The organism is Micromonospora rhizosphaerae (assembly GCF_900091465.1).
GTDB classification, from domain to species: domain Bacteria; phylum Actinomycetota; class Actinomycetes; order Mycobacteriales; family Micromonosporaceae; genus Micromonospora; species Micromonospora rhizosphaerae.
This window is the reverse complement of record NZ_FMHV01000002.1, coordinates 2,436,059-2,456,393: the sequence shown is the minus strand read 5'-3', so window position 1 is coordinate 2,456,393 and position 20,335 is coordinate 2,436,059. Positions and strand designations below refer to the sequence as shown.

Below are 20,335 nucleotides of genomic sequence, written 5' to 3'. Positions count from 1 at the left end.
CCGACGCGCCCGCGGCACCGGATAGGGTGTCGCCGGCCCGGCGGGACCAAGGAGACGGTGTGATGGGCACGATCGACGTACGACCCGCGGAGCCCCGCGACCACGATGACGTCGCGGCCCTGCACCAGCGGGAGTGGGGCGGCCCGTACGTGGTGGTCCACGACACCCGCTACGACCTGCGTACGCTGCCGACGCTGGTGGCGGTGGACGACGCGGGCGGGTTCGCCGGCGCGCTGGCCTACCGGCTCGCCGACGGCGGGCTGGAGGTTGTCAGCCTGGCCGCCACCGCCGCGGCCCGGGGTGCCGGCAGTGCCCTGCTCGCCGCTGCCGAGGCGGTCGCCCTCGCCGCCGGCGCGGACCGGCTCTGGCTGGTCACCACCAACGACAACCTCGGGGCGCTCCGCTTCTACCAGCGCCGCGGGCTGCGGATCGTGGCGGTCGACGCGGGCGCGGTCGACCGGGCCCGGCAGGTGAAGCCATCCATCCCGTACCTCGGGGAGGACGACATCCCGCTGCACGACGAGCTGGTCCTGGAACGCCGGCTGGCGGCGGGGCGACGACCGTGACCGGCCCGTGGATCTCGCTGACCACCGACTACGGGCTCGCCGACGGGTTCGTGGCGGCGTGCCACGGCGTGATCGCCCGGCTCGCACCAGCGGCGCGGGTGATCGACGTGACCCACCTGGTGCCTCCGGCGGACGTGCGGCGGGGTGCGGCGGTGCTCGCCCAGACCGTGCCGTACCTGCCGGCCGGGGTGCACGTGGCGGTGGTGGACCCGGGCGTCGGCACCAGCCGTCGGGGGATCGGGCTGGCCACGCCGGGCGGGCTGCTGGTCGGGCCGGACAACGGGCTGCTGCTCGACGCCGCCGCGGCGCTCGGTGGGGTCACCGCGGCGGTCGAGCTGACCAACCCGGGGTGGCTGGCGCCGGCGGTCTCCCGCACCTTCCACGGCCGGGACGTCTTCGCCCCGGTCGCCGCCCGGCTCGCGCTCGGCGCGCCGCTGGCCGAGGCCGGTCCGGCGGTGGACCCGGCGACGCTGGTCCGGCTGCCGGCGCCGGTGGTCCGCCGCACCGACGACGGGTTCGCCGCCGAGGTGTTGACCGTGGACCACTTCGGCAACGTCCAGCTCGCCGCCCCGGCAGACCTCCTCGACGGGCTCCCGGTGCGGGTCCGGGTGGCCGGGCGGGAGGCGGCGCGCGGGCGTACGTTCGGCGACGCCGCCGTCGGGGAGCCGGTGGTGTACGCCGACTCGGCCGGCCTGGTCGCGGTGGCGGTCAACACCGGCCGGGCGGTCGACCTGCTCGGCGTACGCCCCGGGGACGTCGTGCCGGTGACCGGCGCGTGAGGCGGGCGCGCGCCTCGCCGTAAATGGCGACATATGCGAATCCCGCTCGGCGAGGCAGGATGGACGGGTGCCCGAAGGCGACACCGTCTGGAACACGGCCCGCGTCCTGCAGCGCGCGCTGGCCGGCGCCCGGCTCACCGGCTCCGACTTCCGGGTGCCGCAGCTCGCCGGGACCGACCTGACCGGCTGGACCGTCCGCGAGTCGGCCAGCCGCGGCAAGCACCTGCTGCTGCGGTTGACCAGCCCGCCGGAGCGCGGTGAGGGCGCCCGAGACTGGACGCTCCACTCCCACCTGCGGATGGACGGTGCCTGGCGGGCGTACGCGCCCGGTGAGCGGTGGGCGGCCCGGCCGGCGCACCTGATCCGGGTGGTGCTCCGCTCGGCCAGCGCGGTGGCGGTCGGCTACCACCTGCACGACCTGGCCCTCGTCCCGACGGCCGAGGAGGAGTCGCTGGTCGGCCACCTCGGGCCGGACCTGCTCGGCCCGGACTGGGACCCGGCCGAGGCGGTCCGCCGGCTCGCCGTGCACCCCGACGCCACCATCGGCGAGGCCCTGCTGGACCAGCGCAATCTGGCCGGGGTCGGCAACCTCTACAAGTGCGAGGTGCTCTTCCTGCGCGGCATTTCGCCCTGGACGCCGGTCGGCGCGGTGCCCGACCTGGCCGGCACGGTCACCCTGGCGCAACGGCTGCTGTCCGCCAACCGGGGCCGGTGGACGCAGAGCACCACGGGCTCGCTGCACCGGGGGCAGACCAGCTACGTGTACGGCCGCCGGGCGCAGCCGTGCCGCCGCTGCGGCACGGCGATCCGCAAGGAGGAGTTGGGCGAGCGGGTCACCTACTGGTGCCCGGTCTGCCAGCCGGAACGGTCCCGGCCCGCCGGCCCGACCACGTAGAACTTCCACGATCGGGCAAGATCACCCGAGACACGGACGAATGGGTAGTTCCCTGCCGGTCGTTGGCGTCGCATGCTGCGGTTGAGTGCTCACCGATCGTCAGCAGCGCGACCGCCCGCCACGCCGGGTGACGGCCGTCGCGCCCCGATCCCCGGGGGAGCCATGGCCCTGTTCCGCAGACTTCGGCCGAGCCGGGCGGACCGCGCAGTCCGCACCGGTGAGGACCACACGCCGACCGTGCCCGCCGCCCGGACCAGCGAGGAGAGCGACCCGGCGCCGGCCAGCCTGGACCCCGCCGCCGTGCCCCGCTGCTTCGGGCCGGTGCCGAACTTCGCCGGCAGCCCGCTGCCGGCGCTCGACCACGCCGGGCGGGTGGTCCCCGGCACCGGCATCCGCAAGTTCGTCGACGCGCTGCCGCTGCCCGGGCCGCTCGGTCGCAACGGGTTGGGCGCCCACCTGCCGGTGGCGGTGCCGGACACCATCACCTGGCCGGGCTGCGACTACTACGAGATCGGGTTGCAGGAGTACGCCCAGCGGCTGCACCGGGACCTGCCGGCCACCCGGCTGCGCGGCTACCGCCAGCTCAACCTCGGCACCGACCCGTCCGGGCACAACACGGTGAGCCCGCCGGACCGACCCTGGCACCTCGGGCCCCTGATCATGGCTCGGCGGGGACGGCCGGTGCGGATCAAGTTCATCAACCAGCTTCCGACCGGCCGGGCCGGCGAACTCTTTCTGCCGGTCGACGAGACCGTCGACGGCGCGGGGGTCGGGCCGCTGGACGGGCCGGCGCCGTACCCGCAGAATCGGGCGGTGCCCCACCTGGACGGGGCGCAGACCGCCTGGATCAGCGCCGGCAACCCGTGGCAGTGGGTCACCCCGGCGGGCGAGATCACCCCGTACCCGATCGGGGTGGGGCTGACCCCGGTGCCGGACATGCCACCTCCGGGGGCGGGCGCCACCACGCTCTACTTCCCGAACGAGCAGAGCGGCCGGCTGATGTGGCTGCACGACAACACCCTCGCGCTGTCCCGGCTCACCGTCTACTCCGGGCAGTCGGCGCTCTACCTGCTCACCGACCCGGCGGAGGAGCGGCTCGTCGCCGACGGCGTGCTCCCGGACGAGCAGCTGCCGCTGGTGATCCAGGACCGGACCTTCGTGCCGGACGACGCCCAGCTCGCCGCGCAGGACCCGACCTGGGACCGGGACCGCTGGGGCGCCAAGGGCAACCTCTGGCACCCGCACGTCTACCAGCCGCGGCAGAACCCGTACCGGGCGGCCGGGACGAACCCGACCGGCCGCTGGGACTACGGCCCCTGGTCGCACGACCCCGACGGCCCCGACAGCCCCTGGGTGGCGCCGGTGCCCAACCCGCACCACGACCCGGTGGCCGCGCCGGACGAGCCGCCGCTGGCGCCGGGCGTGCCGCACCCGTCGGCCGTGCCCGAGGCGTACGGCGACACGCCGTTGGTCAACGGCGTCGCCTACCCGTACCTGACGGTGGAGCCGAAGGCGTACCGGTTCCGGATCCTCAACGCGTGCGCGGACCGCGCCCTGAACCTCCAGCTCTACCGGGCCCGCTCGGACGGTCCGATGTGGCCGACCGATGGCGGACCGGCCGACCCGGACGCCGGGGAGGTCCCGATGGTCGAGGCGGTCCGGGCGGCGGACCGGCCGCCGTACTGGCCCACCGACGGGCGCGACGGCGGCGCGCCGGACCCCCGGGCGGCCGGGCCGGAGATGATCCAGATCGGCAACGAGTGCGGCCTGCTGCCCGCCCCGGTGGTGCTGCCGAACCGACCGATCGGCTACCGGTACGACCGGCGGGACCCGACCGCGCTCAACGTGGACGGGCACACCCTGCTGCTCGCCCCCGGTGAGCGGGCCGACGTGGTGGTGGACTTCTCCGCCCTGCCCCCGGGCGCCACGCTGATCCTCTACAACGACTGCCCGGCCCCACTGCCCCGCTTCGACCCCCGGTACGACCACCACACCGGCGCCCCGGACCGCACCGGGGTCGGCGGGCTCCCCGCCACCCGTCCCGGGTACGGCCCGAACACCCGTACCCTGCTCCAGTTCCGGGTGGCCGGCACCCCGGCCGACCGGTACGACCTGGCCCGGCTCGCCGAACGCCTCCCCGGGGCGTACGCGGCCAGCCAGCGGCCGCCGATCGTCCCGCAACCGGCGTACGACCGTGCGTTCGGCACCCGGACCCCGCTGGAGACGCTGGTGCCGGTGCACGCCACCTCGGTCAGCTTCACGCCGACCGGCGCCGCCGCCCCGGTCACCCTGCCGCTGGCGGTGAAGGCGGTCGGGCAGGTCTTCGAGTCGCGGCACGGCCGCGCGGTCGGGCGGCTCGGCGTCGGGCACCCGCACGCCGGCCCGCTCGACCCGGCGACCCTGCCGCTCGGGCCGGTCGACCCGGCGACCGAGGTGCTCTTCGTGACCGATCCGACGGTGCCGCTGGGCGCGCCGGCCGACGGCACCCAGCTCTGGCGGATCGTCGGCGATTCATCCCAGACCCAGGCCCTGCACGTCGGCGGTGGTGACGTGCAGCTGGTCAACCGGGTCGGCTGGGACGGCACGGTCCGCCCGCCGGACCCGAACGAGCTGGGCTGGAAGGAGACCGTCCGGGTCAACCCCCGGGAGGACGTGATCGTGGCGCTGCGCCCCGTCCCGCCCGCCCTGCCGTTCAAGATCGGCGACAGCGTACGACTGCTCGACCCGACCCGGCCGGCCGGCGTACGGCTGGACGCCACCCCGGTCAGCCCGATCGACGGGCGGCCGGCCATCGTGGTGAACCAGCTGGTCAACCTCGGCTGGGAGTACCGGTGGCACAGCCGGTCCGCCGGCCACCTTGACCAGGGGATGAGCCGACCGCTGGTGCTGCGGGTCTCCCCCAGGGCGCCGACCGGGCTGACCGCCACCCCGGCCCCCGGCTCGGCCACCGCGCTGCCGGCGATCGCGCTGGCCTGGACCGGCAACGGCCGGCGTCCACCGGCCACCAGCCACCTGCTGCAGCGGGCCACCAACGCCACCTTCACCGAGGGGCGGACGGAGATCACCGTGGCGGCCACCGCGACCCGGTACACCGACGCCTCGGTGACCCCGGGGGTGACCTACCACTACCGGATCCGGGCGGAGAACGCGGTGAGCTGCTCGGCCTGGTCGAACAGCGTCCCCGCGTCGGTGCAGCTCATCGGGCCGGCCAAGCTGACCGCGGCGGTGCCGCCGGCCGCGCCGCTGCGCGTCGCGCTGCGCTGGCTCAACCGCTCGTACGCCACCGGGATCGACGTGCAGCGGGCCACCAATCCGACCTTCACCAGCGGGCCGGGCACCACGGCCATCGCGGTTGGCGACAACCACGTCGACCCAGCCGTCGCCCCGGACACCACGTACTACTACCGGGTGCGGACCACCTACCTCGGCGCCGCCTCACCCTGGTCCACCGTGGCCACCGTGACGACCCCGCCCCGGCCCGGGGTGCCGACCGCGGTGAGCGCCACCGCCACCGCGCCGGCACCGGACACCGCGACGGTGATCCTGAGCTGGTCGGCCAGCACCCCCACCGGGCCGGGCTCCGGGTTCGTCGTCCAGCGCGCCACCGACCCGGCGTTCAGCCAGGAGCTGGCCACCTTCCGGGTCACCGGGCGGGGCTTCACCAACACCGGGCTCGCCCGTGGCGTCACGTATCACTACCGGATCCGCTCATACAACGTGGTCGGCAGCTCGACCTTCACCGGCCCCATCCCGGTCACCACCCCCTCCTGACCCGCGCCCCGACTCACCGTCCCGCACGCCTCGGGCCACCGCCCCGCACAAATTCACGGAATGAGGACTCATCGAGCGCCGATTGAGCCCTCATTCCGTGAATGTGGGAGCGGAGCGCGGGGAGCGGGCGGGTCGGGTCAGCGGGTGGGGGCGCGCAGCGGGTCGCCGACGGCGCGCAGCTCGGCCAGCGCCGAGGCCACCCCGTGCAGCAGGTCGGTCGCCTCCGCCAGCCGGGAGGCGGCCGGGTGTTCGGTGCTCGGGCGGGCGTCCTCGGCGACGTAGCTGGCCGCTGCGACGACCAGGCGCTCGTAGGCCGAGACGCCGTTCTCCAACTGGTCGACCAGGGTGCGGTGGGAGTCGGCGAGCGACGCCTGGGCCTCGGCCGGGGCGAGCTTGAGGGCGCGTTCCACGCTGGCCACCCGGCCGGCCAGGTCGCGCAGCGAGCGGTCGGCGGCGGCCGCCTCGAGCACCGCCGGCTCGGCCAGCCCGGTCAGCCGGCCGCTCATCCCGGCCAGGGTCAGCGCGGCGTGGTCCAGCCGCGCCCACGCCTCGGCCGCCGTGGTGCCGCGCAGCGCCAGCCGGGACCGGACCCGGCGTACCTCGGCCAGCACGCCCGGGCCGACGGGCAGTCGCTCGACGGCGGCGACAAGCCGGGCCCGGGAGCGGGCGGCGGCCTCGGCCGGGTCGAGCGCCGGCGGCGCCGGCGTGGCGGCCAGCGCGCGCAGGTCGATCCAGCGCCAGGCGGCGAACGCGATCGCGCTGCCGGCGGCGCCGGCCCAGCCCGCGTCGGGCAGTCCCAGCCCGGCGTACGGGGTCAGCACGGCGGCCGCGCCGCCGAGCCCACCGGCCAGGACGCTCCATCGCCGGGCGGAGCGTCGCAGCCGACGCAGCCGGCGGAAGTATCGGGCTCGCTCGTCTGCCATCCCCGTCTCCTCGCCCCGATCGCTCAGCCGGCGGCGGTGCTGTCCCCCGTGCCGTGTTCCCGGCTCATGCTGGCCCGGATCTCGTCGAGCCGGGCGGCGGCCGCCGGGTCGACCGCGGGCGCCGCCTGCCCGGCCTGCGGCACCGCCGGCCGCTCCTGCCGGCCGGTGAGCTGCTCGCCGGCCATGCTCGACCGGATCTGCTCCAGTCTGGCCGAACCCGCCGAGTCGAGCGTCGCTTTCTTGATCTCCAGCATCCGGCCCTCGACCGAGTTGCCGGCCAGCTCGGCGCGGCCCATCGCATTGGCGTACCGGCGCTCGATCCGGTCCCGCACCTCGTCCAGCGAGGGGGTGGTGCCGGGCGCGGTCAGCGCCGACATCGACTCCAGCGAGCGGGCCACGCTCTCCTGCATCTTGGCCTGCTCGAGCTGGCTGAGCAGCTTGGTGCGCTCGGCCAGCTTCTGCTGGAGGATCATGGAGTTGTTCTCCACCGCCTTGCGGGCCTGGGCGGCCGCGCCCAGGGCCTGGTCGTGCAGCGTCTTCAGGTCCTCGGTGGCCTGCTCGGCGGAGACCAGCTGGGTGGCGAGGAGCTGAGCGGACTGCTCGTACCGCCCGGCCTCGGCCTGGTCACCCCTGGCGCCCGCCTGGTCGGCCAGGACCAGGGCCTGCCGGGCGTTGGCCTGGAGCTGCTCGACCTCGGACATCTGCCGGGACAGCTTCATCTCCAACTGCCGCTGGTTGCCGATCACCGCGGCCGCCTGCTGGACCAGCGCCTGGTGCTGCCGCTGGGCCTCCTCGATCGCCTGCTGGATCTGCACCTTCGGGTCGGCGTGCTCGTCGATCTTCGCACCGAAGAGCGCCATCAGGTATTTCCAACCCTTGACGAACGGGTTCGCCATCTCCGCGTTGTCCCCTCAGTAGCGTCGCTCCGCCTCGACCGGGCCGGACGGGGCCGACCAGCGGGCCGCGGGGCATGCCCCCATCGTCCCAGTCGGACGCCAGCCCGGCTTCCGTACCGACGAGCGGGGGCAGTCACGCAACCCTGATCGACTCTACGCGGCGGGGGCCAGCCCGGCCACGGCGCGCGCCGCGCGGATCAGGCGTCGAGGCCGGCCCGGCCAGGGGCGCCGCAGATCAGGCGTCGAGGGCCGGCCCGGCCACGGTGCGCGCCGCGCGGATCAGGCGGCGCAGACCACGTCCCGGTCCGCGGAGCGGACCCGGGTGCTGCGCAGGGTCGCCTTGAGCGGCGAATCCTGCCGGACCTGGACGGAGACCGCGCCGTCCGAGGTCACCTGGCGGACGCCCCGGTTGGTGGCCTTGCGGACGGCGGCCGGAGCCACCGGCGTCGGCTCGACCGGCTCGTTGGCGACCGGGACCAGCACCCCAGGCATCTGCTCGGCCAGGGCTACGGTGTCGCTGACCTCGCGGAGCAGCTCGGAGAGACGGGCGCCGAGCGCGTCGCAGATCGCGGCCAGCAGCTCGCTGGAGGGTTCCTTCTGGCCACGCTCGATCTCCGAGAGGTAACCGAGACTCACGTTGGCGGCGGAGGAGACCTCGCGCAGGGTGCGGTGCTGCCCCTGCCGGCGCGCCCGTAGTGCGTCACCGATCACTCGGCGTAGCAGGACCATCGCACCTCCCCCTTTGACGGGACCATCTTCTCCGGCCGGACGTGCCGCGCCGGACGCGGCGGCCGCCCCCGGCGCCGGCGTCGACCGCCGGAGCCTTCCCGCAACCGTACCCGGTGCCCGCCGCCGCGACATCCCGCCCCGCCCCTCCGATCCGGCCGATCCCGTCACCGCCGCCCCGCCGCGGCAGGGTCGGCGGCATCCGCGTCGTCGGGCGTGTCGATGTCCGTGCCGTGAGCCGCGTCACCGGCCGGCCGGCGGAGGGCCGGGTCCTGTGCCTCGTCCACCTGGTGGGCGGGGTGCCGCGTCGCGTCGGCGGGTCGCGACTCGTCAGCCTGGTCCGCGGCGCGGATCCGCTCGGTCAACAGCCGCAGCGCCGCGATCACCGCGGCCGAGCGGATGTGGTCCCGCCCACCTTCCAGGTCGAGCTGCTCCACGCTTGTGCCGCCCGGGCCGGCGACCGCGACGTACACGAGGCCGACCGGCTTGCCGTCCTGGGGCTCCGGCCCGGCCACCCCGGTGGTGGCCAGCCCCCAGTCGGCCCCGCAGCGCCGCCGCCCACCCTCGGCCAGCGCGACCGCGACGTCCGGGTCGACCGGCCCGCGCTCCGCGAGCAGGTCCGCCGGTACGCCGGCCAGCTCCGACTTCAGCTCGGTGGCGTAGACCACCAGGCCGCCGCGGTACGTGCCGCTCACCCCGGCGATCTCCACGATCGAGGCGGAGAGCAGCCCCCCGGTCAGCGACTCGATGGTGGCCAGCGTCTCGTGCCGCTGCGAAAGGCTGTGCACGACCGCCGCGGCCGGGCTGCCGGCCGGCCGCTCCCCATTCGCATCCCGCTCATCCATGCCCCAAACCCTTCCCTCCCCGGCTCCGCCTACTCATCGTTCCCGGGACCCGTCGATCATGAAGTTATCGCCATGACACGCCGGTATCGAGGGAAATAACTTCATGATCACCCGTTCCCGGCGGGGGTGGGCCGGGGCGGGGTGGGGGTCAGGGGTGGGGGCGGCGGAGGCGGAGGGCCTGGGCGATGTAGTCGAAGCCGGTCACCACCGTGACCAGGACCGCGGCGCCCATGATCCACGGGCCGACCGGGGTCAGGGCGGCGGGCATCGGCCAGAGGTACCAGGTGATCGCCAGGATCTGGAGCACCGTCTTGATCTTGCCGCCCCGGTTGGCCGCGATCACGCCGAGCCGGATCACCCAGAAGCGCAGCGCCGTGATGCCCAGCTCGCGGGCCAGGATCACCGCGGTCACCCACCAGGGCAGCCGGTCGTACCAGGAGAGCAGCACCAGGGCGGCGCCGGTCAGCGCCTTGTCGGCGATCGGGTCGGCCACCTTGCCGACCGAGGTGACCAACTTGAACCGGCGGGCGATCCAGCCGTCCACCAGGTCCGTCACCGAGGCGACGACGAAGATCAGACAGGCGGCGATCCGCCAGCCGGCGTGGGTCATCCCCGAGACGACCACGGTCACCGCGAAGACCGGCACCAGCACCAGCCGCAGCGCGGTCAGCGCGTTGGCGGCATTGAGCACCGGCACCCGGGCGACCACGGGCGCCGTGGACTCGGCCCCGGTCATCGCCCGCTCCGTTCGCCGTGGCGTACCTGGCACCGCACCACCTGGCTCCCTCGCTCCGTCACGACCCGGCGTCACCGTGCCGCGCCGGGCGCCGCCGAGATCATCTCATCCGGTACGGCGACCAGGTCGACACCCTCGGTCGCGGTGACCGTGGCCCGGACCAGGTCGCCGGGGCGCAGCGCGGCCAGGTCGACGCCGCCGCCCTCCGGCGCGACGAGCGTGGTCGAGCCGTCGACCTCGGGGGCCTGGTGGGCGGCTCGGCCCTCGACCACGCCGTCGTCGACCGAGTCGACCAGCACCTCGACGGTGGAGCCGAGCCGCTCCTCGGCCCGCTGCGAGCAGAGCTCGTCGGCGAGCGCGCTGAGCTTGTCGTACCGGCGCTTGATGGTGGCCGCGGAGACCTTGCCGGGCAGACCCGCGGCCTCGGTGCCGTCCTCGTCGCTGTAGTCGAACATGCCGATCGCGTCGAGCCGCGCCTCGGTCAGGAAGCGGACCAGCTCGGCCACGTCGGCCCGGGTCTCGCCGGGGAAGCCGACGATGAAGTTGCTCCGCGCACCCGCCTCCGGGGCCAGCGCCCGGGCACCGGCCAGCAGCTCGAGGAAACGGTCGGTGGAGCCGAAGCGGCGCATCCGGCGCAGCACCGGCTCGCTGGAGTGCTGGAACGACAGGTCGAAGTAGGGCGCCACGCCGGGCGTGGTGGCGATCGCCTCGACCAGGCCGGGCCGGGTCTCGGCGGGCTGCAGGTAGCTCACCCGGACCCGGACGATGCCGGAGACGGCGGCGAGCTGCGGCAGCAGCTTCTCCAGCGCCCGGGGGTCGCCGAGGTCCTTGCCGTACGACGTCGAGTTCTCGCTGACCAGCACCAGCTCGCGGACGCCCGTCTTGGCCAGCCACTCCGCCTCGGCGAGCAGCTCGTCCGGGGTACGGGAGACGAAGGCGCCGCGGAAGGCGGGGATGGCGCAGAACGCGCAGCGCCGGTCGCAGCCGCTGGCCAGCTTGAGCGAGGCGACCGGGCCGGTGTCGAGCCGGCGCCGCAGCACCTGACGCAGGTGGGCCGGGGTGTGCTCGTCGGTCTCCGGGACCCGGGCCGGGCTGCCGTGCCCGGGCAGCGACACCGCGCTGTTCCGGCGGGCCACCGGGGTGAGCGGCAGCAGCTCGCGGCGGTCGCGCGGGGTGTGCGCGTCGATCGCCTCACCGGCGACCACGGCGTTCAGCCGGGCCGAGATGTCCGGGTAGTCGTCGAAGCTCAGCACCGCCTGCGCCTCGGGCAGGCTCTCGGCCAGCTCCCGGCCGTACCGCTCGGCCATGCAGCCGGCGGCGACCACCTTGGCGCCGGTGTCGGCGGCGGCGAGCAGCGTCTGGATGGAGTCCTGCTTGGCCTTCTCCACGAAGCCGCAGGTGTTGACCACCACCACGTCGGCGCCCTCGCCGTCGGTGGTCACCTGCCAGCCGTCGGCGTGCAGCCGGGCGGCCAGCTCCTCCGAGTCGACCTCGTTACGGGCGCAGCCCAGGGTCAGCAGGGCGACTCGGCGGCCGTCGGCAGCGTAAGGGGAGGTGGCAGACACCATCCGAGGGTACCGGGCCGGCCGGGCAACGCCGCGACGGCTGGCCGCGGGCATCGGCCGCCGCACACCCGGGCCGCCTCGTTTCCCCCGCCGGGGCCCCGCCGGGGCCCCGGCTTCTTGCGCTGGTCGTCGAGCCGGGGCGGGTCAACGCGCGGCGGCGCCGACCCGGGCCAGGCGGTCGAGCAGGAAGACCTCCGTGCCGGCCAGACCGGTCGAGCAGAAGACCGAGATCTGGTCCGCGCCGGTCCGCCCCGGGACCGCGCCCGCCAGCACCGCACCCAGGTCGCGCAGCCGGTCGGCGTACGGGGGCGCGGCGGCGAGCATCGGTGGGTCGTACGCGGCCGCCTGGGCCGGCGAGTCGGTGACCAGGACATCCGCGGCGTCCAGCAGGTCGGGGCCGAACTCGGCGCGGTTGCGTTGCTTGAAGCCCACGGTGTTGACGTGCGTCCCGGGGGCGAGGTCCCGGGCGTCCAGCACCGGGGTCCGGCTGGTGGTGGCGAGCACCACGATGTCCCGTCCGGTCACCGCCGCCGCGGCGCTGGGCACCGCCCGCGCCGGGATGCCCAGCTCGGCGCGGACCCGGGCGGCGAACGCCTCCCGGTTGGCCGCCGAGCGGCTGTGCACGGTCACCTCGCGCAGCGGACGGACCGCGGCGGCGGCCCAGACCTGGGTCCAGGCCTGCCGGCCGGAACCGACCAGGCCCAGCGTGACGGCGTCGGGGCGGGCCAGCGCGTCGACCGCGACCCCGCCCAGTCCCCCGGTGCGCCGGGAGCCCAGCTCCTCGCCGACCGCGATCGCCCGCACCGCCCCGGTACGCCCGTCGTGCAGCACGACCAGCTGCCCGCTCTCCGGGTGCCCGAAGGTGTCGTACGACCGGAAGCCGTACCACTCGCCGGTCAGGTGGCCGGCGGTGAGCACCATCCGACCGCCGCCGAGCGGGGCGGATGCCCGGGGCGGGGCGATCAGCCGACCCTGGTACGCGGCCAGCAGGGCGTCCCGCATCGCGTCGACCGTGGCGGAGGCGTCCAGCGTGGCCGCGACGTCGTCGTCGGAGAGGAGCAGGGTCATGAGCCCATGGTGCAACTTGAAGTTAACTTGAGATCCACCGAGGGTGGGCTTTCTCACCGCCCCGGCGGCCCGCCCCCGACGTGCTAGCGTCGGCCCCGGTGGCCGACGTTCCCTCGGGACCTCGGTCATCCCGGACGAGTCGTGGGCGTACCCGGTCAGGCCAAGACGCCCCGCGTAACCACAGACTCGTCCCGGCCCCGGTGGCCGGGCCGCATCGCAGAGGTGACTCCGATGGCCTGGATCGTGCTGGTGCTCTCCGGACTGCTCGAGACGGCGTGGGCGATCGCCCTCGACCGCAGCGCCGGCTTCAGCCGCCCCCTCCCCTCCGCCGTCTTCGCGGTCTCCCTCGTGCTGAGCATGGCCGGCCTGGCGTACGCGCTACGCGAGATCCCGGTCGGCACCGGCTACGCGGTCTGGGTCGGGATCGGGGCGGTGGGGACGGCACTCGTCGGCATGGTGGCGCTGGGCGAGCCCGCCAGCCTCCCCCGGATCGTCTGCCTGCTGCTGGTGGTGGCCGGCGTCGTCGGCCTGAAGCTCTTCCACTGAGCCGTCCGGTCCCCGGGAGTTCCCCCCGCTGCCCGGTATCGGACCCGATGCGTAGCGCGAGCGCGAAATGGGTAGACACCGGCCGACCCACCCAAGGGCCTACTTCACGGAGGACACCATGGCCGACATGCCCGCCACCACCCGACCGCGCGGCAACGCCGCCCGTATCTGCACGATCATCGGTTTCGTCTTCGCCGTCATCGCCCTCTTCTTTCCGTTCCTCGGCCTGGTCGGGCTGATCCTCGGCATCGTGGGCGCGGTGCTCGGCGACAAGCCGCTCGGCTGGTACGCCGCGGCCGCCAGCGTCGTCGGCGCCGTCATCGGCATGGTGATCGCCGCCGCGCTGCTGAACTCCTGACCGGACCCGTCACGGAAAGGGCTCGCCGGACCTCGGCGGGCCCTTTGTCGTCGCGGTCGACCTACTCCTCGCCCCCGCGCAGGCCGACCAGGACGTCTTCCAGCTCGTCCGGCTTGACCAGCACGTCCCGGGCCTTGGAACCCTCGGAGGGCCCGACCACGCCCCGGGTCTCCATCAGGTCCATCAGCCGGCCCGCCTTGGCGAAGCCGACCCGCAGCTTCCGCTGCAGCATCGAGGTCGACCCGAACTGGGAGGTCACCACCAGTTCGACCGCCTGGAGCAGCAGGTCCAGGTCCTCGCCGATGTCCTCGTCGATCTTCTTCTTGCCGTCGGAGGCCGGGGCGAGCACATCCGGGCGGAACTCCGGCTCGCGCTGGCCCTTGCAGAACTTCACCACGTCGGCGATCTCACGCTCCGTGACCCAGGCGCCCTGGATCCGGACCGGCTTCGACGCGCCCATCGGCAGGAAGAGGCCGTCACCGCGGCCGAGCAGCTTCTCCGCGCCCGGCTGGTCGAGGATGACCCGCGAGTCGGCCAGCGAGGAGGTGGCGAAGGCCAGCCGGGACGGGACGTTCGCCTTGATCAGGCCGGTGACCACGTCGACCGAGGGGCGCTGGGTGGCGAGCACCAGGTGGATGCCGGCGGCCCGGGCGAGCTGGGTGATCCGGACGATGGAGTCCTCCACGTCGCGGGGGGCGACCATCATCAGGTCGGCCAACTCATCCACGATCACCAGCAGGTACGGGTAGGGCCGCAGCTCCCGCTCGCTGCCGGGCGGGGCCTTGATCTCGCCGGTGCGGACCTTGCGGTTGAAGTCGTCGATGTGCCGGACCCCGTTGGCGGCGAGGTCGTCGTAGCGCATGTCCATCTCGCGGACGACCCACTCCAGCGAGTCGGCCGCCTTCTTCGCGTTGGTCACGATCGGGGTGACCAGGTGCGGGATGCCCTCGTAGCCGGTCATCTCGACCCGCTTCGGGTCGATCAGCAGCAGCCGCACCTCGTCCGGCGTGGCCCGGGCCAGAATGGACATGAGCAGAGAATTCAGGCAACTCGACTTGCCGGCGCCCGTAGCCCCCGCGATGAGGATGTGAGGCATCTTCGCGAGGTTGGCCACCACGTAGCCGCCCTCGATGTCCTTGCCGAGCGCCACCACCATCGGGTGGTGGTCGCTGGTGGCCGCCCGCGAGCGGAGCACGTCGCCGAGCGCCACGTTCTCCGGGTCGGTGTTCGGGATCTCCACGCCGACCGCGCTCTTGCCCGGGATCGGGCTGAGGATCCGCACGTCCGGGGACTTCACCGCGTACGCGATGTTGCGGGAGAGCTGGGTGATCCGCTCGACCTTGACGCCCGGACCCAGCTCCACCTCGTAGCGCGTGACGGTCGGCCCCCGGGTGAAGCCGGTGACCGCGGCGTCCACGTCGAACTGCTCGAACACCCCGGTGAGGGCGGCGATCACTTCGTCGTTGGCCTTGCTCCGCTTCTTCGGCGCGGCACCGCTGCTGAGCATGTTGGCCGGCGGCAGCGTGTAGTCGCCGGCCAGCCCGGTGAGCGCGAGCTGCTCGGCCCGGGTGGGCGCCGGCGAATGCTCCGGCGGCTCGACCGGCTTGCGGGTGGCCGGCACCTTCGTTGGCGGCTTGCGGGGCAGCGCCACGGTGTCCTGAAGGTCAACGCCGTCGTAGCCGTCATCGGGGTCGCCCGGATCCAACGGTGGCGGCAGGCGCTTGGCCGGCCGCTTCCGGGCCGGCTTCCCGGCCCCCTCGCCCTCGGCGGCCGGCGGCGCGACGAGCGTGCCGGCGAGCAGCCCGAGCCGCTCGGGGATCTTGTTGATCGGGGTCGCGGTGACCACCAGCAGACCGAAGACCAGCAGCAGGATCAGCAGCGGCACGGCCACCCAGGCGGTGATCGCCGTCTCCAGCAGGTCGCCGACGCCGGCGCCGATCAGGCCGCCCGCGTAGTCGCGCTGGATGGAGTCGACCGGGTCCTGTCCGATGTGCAGCAGCGCGGCGGTGGCGATCAGCATCGACCCCCAGCCGACCAGGCCGCGGCCGCGGTGCTCGGGGTCGGCCGGGGTCCGCATCAGCCGCCAGGCGCCGATCATCAGCAGCACCGGCACCACGATCGCGATCGCGCCGAGGAAGAGCCGGACCGTGTCGGCCAACCGCGCGCCGACCGGGCCGGCGCCGCCGAACCAGATGGCTACCCCGGTGAGGATGGCGAAGCCGAACAGCAGCAGGCCGGCGCCGTCGCGGCGGTGCTCCGGGTCGAGGTCGCGGGCCGAGGCGGCCTGCCGCCCGGCGGCCCGGACCGCCCAGCCCACGCCGTGCGCCAGCCCCATCCACAGCGCGCCGACCGCGCGACCGATGTAGACGGCCGGGCCCGGTCGGGCCGCCGTTCGCCGCCGGGCCCTCGCCCGGGTGGTCTTCTTCGCCGGCTGGCGGGCACGGCTGTTCGTGGTACCGCGCGGCGACGCGCCGCGCCGCCGGCTCGCCTGAGAGGTACGGCCCGCCATAGAGTCACCGTAACGGCGTCACCCGGCAGATCCCCGCTTTTCCGGGTCGTGTCCGCGCGTCGCAGCCGGGACCTGCGCCGTCGGTGTGTTATTCGCCGCAGAAGGGATGCCAATGGCGTCGCCGGGTTTCGAGGACGGTCCGGACGGCCCCCTGGCCGGACACCCGCAAGCGTTGCGGCCGCTGACCGGCGAGCTGATCGCCGCGGTGCTGGCCAACCGGGGGTACGCAGTCGCCGAAGACGCCGACGGCGACCTGGTCGGCCGCTGGGAGGAGAGCCTGACCTGGTTCTTCCGCCGGGGCGAGGCGGGCGAGCTGCTCCAGGTCCGCACCGTCGCCGCGCCCCGCTTCGGCGTGGAGCAGGTCCCGATCCTCCACGCCTTCTGCAACTCCTGGAACCACGACCGGCTCTGGCCCAAGGCGTTCGTGCACGTTTCGGACGACGGGTGGGCCCAGGTCAGCGGCGAGGTGATCACCGACCTGGAACGCGGGGTCACCCCGCACCAGCTCGACCAGCTGCTCGACTGTGGCATCTCGACCGGGTGCCAGCTCGCCGCCGAGGTGGGCCGACTGGCGGGCGGGCCGGCCCGATGACCACCTCAAGTGACCGGGGGCTGGCCGACGCCCTCGCCGACGCCCGTGACATGCCCGACGGCGAGGCCCGCTTCGCCGAGTTGGAACGGATCGCCGTCCAGGCCTACGCGGTGGGTGACCCACGTACCGCCCTGGCCGCCCGGTTCGCGCTGATCGAGGCGTACCTGCACCACGGGGAGCGGTGGCGGCTGCTCGAACCGGTCCGGCGCTGCCTAGCGGCGGTCGACCGGACGCCCGGCCTGCTGGACCCCGCCGACGCCCAGACGCTGCGCCGCCATCAGCGGCAGGCGGTGGAGGCGTTCTTCGGCACCCCACGGATCGGTCTGGACCAGGCCCGGTCCCTCCTGGACGACCTCGCCGGGCGGCTGGGCCCGGACGCCGAGGTGGTCGCCGAGCTGCGCTGCCGGCTCGCCGACCATCTCGGCGACGAGCCGACCGCCCGCCGGGAGTACGACCGCTCGCGCTACGACCATTCCGGCTCGGCGCGTCTGACGCCGCGCCGCGACCCGGAACAGTCGTACGACCAGTCCGGCTCGGCGCGTCTGACGCCGCGCCGCAACCGGGAACAGTCGGCCGCACCGGATCCGGTCGGCGGCTGCCCGGGCTGCGCTCCGGCCCGGCGGGCGGAGCTGCTGGCCGGGTGGGGCGAGCACGGTGCGGCCCTGGCGGAGCTGCGACCGGTGCTCGACGGGGAGGTCGGCTGCACCGACCAGCCCGAGCGGGCCCTCGCGGTGGCAATGCTGCCGTGGCTGCGCACGGGCGAGGCGGAGCGCGCCGGGCAAGCCCACGTACGGGCGTACCGGCGGCACCGTCGGGAACGGGCCGCCTTCCCGCAGCTCGCCGCGCACCTGCGGTTCTGCGCCCTGGGCGGGCACCTGGACCGGGGGCTGGACATCCTCGCCGAGCAGCTGCCGCGGCTGGACCACCCGTACGACGACCTGTCCGCGATGGAGTTCGCCGCGGCCGGCGCGCTGCTCTGCGGGCTGGCGGTCGAGGCCGGGCGGGGCGGGCGGCGAATCCACCGCCCCGGGCACGGTCCGCGCCCGGCGTCCGAGGTGGACGTGGCGACCCTCGGCGCGGACCTGTTCGCGCTCGCCACCGAGCTGGCCGGCAGTTTCGACGCCCGCAACGGCACCGGCCACCAGTCCGGCCGGATCGCCTCCTGGCTGGCGGAACGACCGTTGGGCGCCCCGGTGCCGCTGCCCGCCGACGCGCCGGACGACGGCTGGCCGGACGGCTCGGCGGAGGACCCCGAGCCGGCCGAGGAGGAACCGGCCCCGCTGAGCCTGCCGATGATCACCGCCGCCCTCGACCGGCGCGGCGACGGGTACGCGGTCGAGCCCGACGGCACGGTGGTGGGCCGGTGGGGCGAGGCGATGATCCAGTTCCGCCGGCTCGGCCAGCGCGGGGAGATCCTGCACGCCCGGGTGGTCGCCACCCGGCGGCTGCCGGTCGACCGGCTCGCCGAGGCGTACGCCTTCTGCAACGCCTGGAACCACGACCGGCTGCTGCCCAAGGCGTACGTGCACGACCCGGGCGACGGGGCGCTGGTGCTGGCCGGCGACGTCACCACCGACCTGGAGCACGGGGTGGCGCCCGCGCAGCTGGTCGTGCTGCTCACCTCGACCGTCACCACCGGCGTCGCGTACGCCGAGGCGGTGGCCGCCCTCCCCTGACCCGCCGCGTACCGGAAGGCCGGACGCGGCACCGCCCCGCCGCCGCCACCGGTACGCCGATGGCTGTCATCCGTCTGCGGTCCATCCGCCACGCTCCCCCCAGCGCCCGCCGGCACGGAAAACGTGGACGACCGACGATCGGTTGAGCGATCGACGGAAAGGTGCGTGCGGTCAGACCTCGACGACGGTCGGGATGATCATCGGTCGCCGGCGGTACGCGTCGTTGACCCAGCGCCCGACGGTGCGCCGGACGATCTGCTGGAGCTGGTGCGGGTCGGTGATGCCGTCCGCGGCCGCCCGGTTGAGCGCCTCGGTGATCAGCGGGACCACCGGGTTGAACGCCTCCGGGTCCTCGGAGAAGCCCTTCGCCGAGACGGTCGGGCCGCCGACCACCTTGCCGGTGACCGAGTCGACCACCACGGTGGCCGCGATGAACCCGCCGTCGCCGAGGATCCGCCGCTCGGTGAGCAGCGACTCGCTGACGTCGCCGACGGCGAGGCCGTCGACGTAGACGTACCGGCTCTTCACGTGACCGACCAGGCTGGCCCGCCCCTCCACCAGGTCGACCACGTCGCCGTCCTCGCAGAGCACCACCCGGTCCGGCGCGACCCCGGACTCGACGCCGAGGCGGGCGTGCGCACGCAGGTGCCGCCATTCGCCGTGCACCGGCATCAGGTTGCTCGGCCGAACGGTGTTGAGCAGGTAGAGCAACTCGCCGGCGGGGGCGTGCCCGGAGACGTGCACCTTGGCGACGTCCTTGTGCACGACGACCGCACCGGCCCGGGCCAGCCGGTTGATCACCCGGTAGACCGAGGTCTCGTTGCCCGGCACCAGCGAGCTGGCGAGCACGACGGTGTCGCCCGGTGCGATGGTGATGTGCCGGTGGTCGCCGCTGGCCATCCGGCCCAGCGCGCTCATCGGCTCGCCCTGCGAGCCGGTGGACATCAGCACGATCCGCTCCGGTGGCAGCGCGGTTGCCTCCTCCAGGCCGACCACCAGGCCCGGCGGGATGTTCAGCAGCCCCAGGTCGCGGGCGATGCCCATGTTGCGGACCATCGAGCGGCCGATCAGCGCCACCTTGCGGCCGTGCTCGGCCGCCGAGTCCATCACCTGCTGCACCCGGTGCACGTGGGAGGCGAACGAGGCGACGATGATCCGGCCGCGCGCCTTCTGGAAGATCGAGTCGAGGACCGGGCCGATCTCCCGCTCCGGCGTGACGAAGCCGGGGATCTCCGCGTTGGTGGAGTCCGACAGGAGCAGGTCGACACCCTCGGCGCCGAGCCGGGCGAAGCCGGCCAGGTCGGTGATCCGGCCGTCCAGCGGGAGCTGGTCCATCTTGAAGTCGCCGGTGTGCAGCACCAGCCCGGCCGGGGTGCGGATGGCCACCGCGAGCGCGTCCGGAATGGAGTGGTTGACCGCGAAGAACTCGCACTCGAACGGGCCGAGCCGCTCCCGGCCGCCCTCCTTGACGGTCAGCGTGTACGGCTGGATCCGCCGCTCGGCGAGCTTCGCCTCGACCAGGGCGAGGGTGAACTGGGAGCCGACCAGCGGGATGTCCGGCTTGTGGGCGAGCAGGTACGGCACGGCGCCGATGTGGTCCTCGTGGCCGTGGGTGAGCACGATCGCCTGCACGTCGTCCAGCCGGTCCAGGATCGGGCCGAAATCGGGCAGGATCAGATCCACGCCCGGCTGCTCGACGTCGGGGAAGAGCACCCCGCAGTCGACGATCAGCAGCTTGCCGTCGTACTCGAAGACGGTCATGTTCCGGCCGATGGCGCCGAGTCCGCCGAGCGGGATGATCCGCAGGCCGCCCTCCGGCAGCGGCGGGGGCAGTTCACCCTCGATGTGCGCCTCGGTCACGCGTCCACCTCATTCTGCGACGCC

The 20,335-nt window shown here is 74.5% G+C and carries 16 protein-coding genes, 1 pseudogene and 1 riboswitch; of the genes and pseudogenes, 8 read left to right on the top strand and 9 right to left on the bottom strand.

Going from position 1 to position 20,335, the window contains the following annotated elements; translation table 11 throughout:
- The first annotated feature begins 62 nt into the window (after window positions 1-62).
- The 4 genes from GA0070624_RS11910 (at window position 63) to GA0070624_RS11895 (ending at window position 6,011) form a co-directional block, all read left to right on the top strand.
- Window positions 63-566 carry a GNAT family N-acetyltransferase gene (locus GA0070624_RS11910; protein WP_091340326.1) on the top strand — a complete coding sequence of 168 codons (504 nt, stop codon included), beginning with the start codon at window positions 63-65 and terminating at the stop codon, window positions 564-566.
- Window positions 563-1,345 (top strand): SAM hydrolase/SAM-dependent halogenase family protein, encoded by a 783-nt coding sequence (locus GA0070624_RS11905; protein ID WP_091340322.1) that lies wholly within the window; start codon window positions 563-565, stop codon window positions 1,343-1,345. The genes GA0070624_RS11910 and GA0070624_RS11905 overlap by 4 nt, the downstream gene beginning before the upstream one ends.
- Before the next feature lie 67 nt (window positions 1,346-1,412).
- Window positions 1,413-2,240, top strand: a complete 828-nt coding sequence (locus GA0070624_RS11900; RefSeq protein ID WP_091340319.1) for a DNA-formamidopyrimidine glycosylase family protein — start codon at window positions 1,413-1,415, stop codon at window positions 2,238-2,240.
- Between the two features lie 162 nt (window positions 2,241-2,402).
- On the top strand, window positions 2,403-6,011 hold the full coding sequence (locus GA0070624_RS11895) for a hypothetical protein (RefSeq protein WP_091340315.1): 3,609 nt from the start codon (window positions 2,403-2,405) through the stop codon (window positions 6,009-6,011).
- A 137-nt stretch (window positions 6,012-6,148) separates the two neighbouring features.
- Here the strand turns inward: GA0070624_RS11895 and pspM are convergent, their stop codons facing one another.
- From pspM to GA0070624_RS11860, 7 genes and pseudogenes are all read right to left on the bottom strand, one after another.
- Window positions 6,149-6,934 carry a phage shock envelope stress response protein PspM gene (pspM, locus tag GA0070624_RS11890; protein ID WP_091340311.1) on the bottom strand — a complete coding sequence of 262 codons (786 nt, stop codon included), beginning with the start codon at window positions 6,932-6,934 and terminating at the stop codon, window positions 6,149-6,151.
- A 23-nt stretch (window positions 6,935-6,957) separates the two neighbouring features.
- Window positions 6,958-7,830 carry a PspA/IM30 family protein gene (locus GA0070624_RS11885; protein WP_091340307.1) on the bottom strand — a complete coding sequence of 291 codons (873 nt, stop codon included), beginning with the start codon at window positions 7,828-7,830 and terminating at the stop codon, window positions 6,958-6,960.
- A 279-nt stretch (window positions 7,831-8,109) separates the two neighbouring features.
- Entirely contained in the window at window positions 8,110-8,559 is a 450-nt protein-coding gene (locus tag GA0070624_RS11880) for a helix-turn-helix domain-containing protein (RefSeq protein WP_091340302.1), read from the bottom strand.
- Window positions 8,560-8,906: 347 nt separating this feature from the next.
- A pseudogene (locus GA0070624_RS11875) lies at window positions 8,907-9,401 on the bottom strand (CinA family protein); the annotation flags it as partial.
- A 148-nt stretch (window positions 9,402-9,549) separates the two neighbouring features.
- Window positions 9,550-10,137 (bottom strand): CDP-diacylglycerol--glycerol-3-phosphate 3-phosphatidyltransferase, encoded by a 588-nt coding sequence (gene pgsA, locus GA0070624_RS11870; protein ID WP_091340296.1) that lies wholly within the window; start codon window positions 10,135-10,137, stop codon window positions 9,550-9,552.
- 71 nt (window positions 10,138-10,208) lie between these two features.
- Entirely contained in the window at window positions 10,209-11,705 is a 1,497-nt protein-coding gene (rimO, locus tag GA0070624_RS11865; RefSeq protein ID WP_091348658.1) for a 30S ribosomal protein S12 methylthiotransferase RimO, read from the bottom strand.
- A gap of 141 nt (window positions 11,706-11,846) precedes the next feature.
- Window positions 11,847-12,770, bottom strand: a complete 924-nt coding sequence (locus GA0070624_RS11860) for an ornithine cyclodeaminase family protein (RefSeq protein WP_091340293.1) — start codon at window positions 12,768-12,770, stop codon at window positions 11,847-11,849.
- Between the two features lie 112 nt (window positions 12,771-12,882).
- Window positions 12,883-12,945: riboswitch (guanidine-III (ykkC-III) riboswitch) on the top strand.
- Between the two features lie 56 nt (window positions 12,946-13,001).
- Between GA0070624_RS11860 and GA0070624_RS11855 the strand changes: the two genes are divergently transcribed.
- Together GA0070624_RS11855 and GA0070624_RS11850 are read left to right on the top strand one after the other, a co-directional pair.
- Complete coding sequence (locus GA0070624_RS11855; RefSeq protein WP_091340291.1) at window positions 13,002-13,316, top strand: DMT family transporter; 315 nt, start codon at window positions 13,002-13,004, stop codon at window positions 13,314-13,316.
- A 118-nt stretch (window positions 13,317-13,434) separates the two neighbouring features.
- Window positions 13,435-13,674 (top strand): hypothetical protein, encoded by a 240-nt coding sequence (locus GA0070624_RS11850; protein ID WP_091340288.1) that lies wholly within the window; start codon window positions 13,435-13,437, stop codon window positions 13,672-13,674.
- 61 nt (window positions 13,675-13,735) lie between these two features.
- On the opposite strand, the gene GA0070624_RS11845 is transcribed toward GA0070624_RS11850, so the two are convergent.
- Window positions 13,736-16,183 carry an FtsK/SpoIIIE family DNA translocase gene (locus GA0070624_RS11845; protein ID WP_091340286.1) on the bottom strand — a complete coding sequence of 816 codons (2,448 nt, stop codon included), beginning with the start codon at window positions 16,181-16,183 and terminating at the stop codon, window positions 13,736-13,738.
- Between the two features lie 112 nt (window positions 16,184-16,295).
- Between GA0070624_RS11845 and GA0070624_RS11840 the strand changes: the two genes are divergently transcribed.
- Both GA0070624_RS11840 and GA0070624_RS11835 read left to right on the top strand, forming a co-directional pair.
- The gene (locus tag GA0070624_RS11840) at window positions 16,296-16,775 is read left to right on the top strand and encodes a YbjN domain-containing protein (RefSeq protein WP_091340282.1); all 480 of its coding nucleotides are present in this window, start codon (window positions 16,296-16,298) and stop codon (window positions 16,773-16,775) included.
- On the top strand, window positions 16,772-18,451 hold the full coding sequence (locus tag GA0070624_RS11835) for a type III secretion system chaperone family protein (RefSeq protein WP_091340277.1): 1,680 nt from the start codon (window positions 16,772-16,774) through the stop codon (window positions 18,449-18,451). Before GA0070624_RS11840 ends, GA0070624_RS11835 begins: the two co-directional genes overlap by 4 nt.
- 171 nt (window positions 18,452-18,622) lie before the next feature.
- Here the strand turns inward: GA0070624_RS11835 and GA0070624_RS11830 are convergent, their stop codons facing one another.
- On the bottom strand, window positions 18,623-20,311 hold the full coding sequence (locus GA0070624_RS11830; protein WP_091340274.1) for a ribonuclease J: 1,689 nt from the start codon (window positions 20,309-20,311) through the stop codon (window positions 18,623-18,625).
- Window positions 20,312-20,335: the final 24 nt, after the last annotated feature.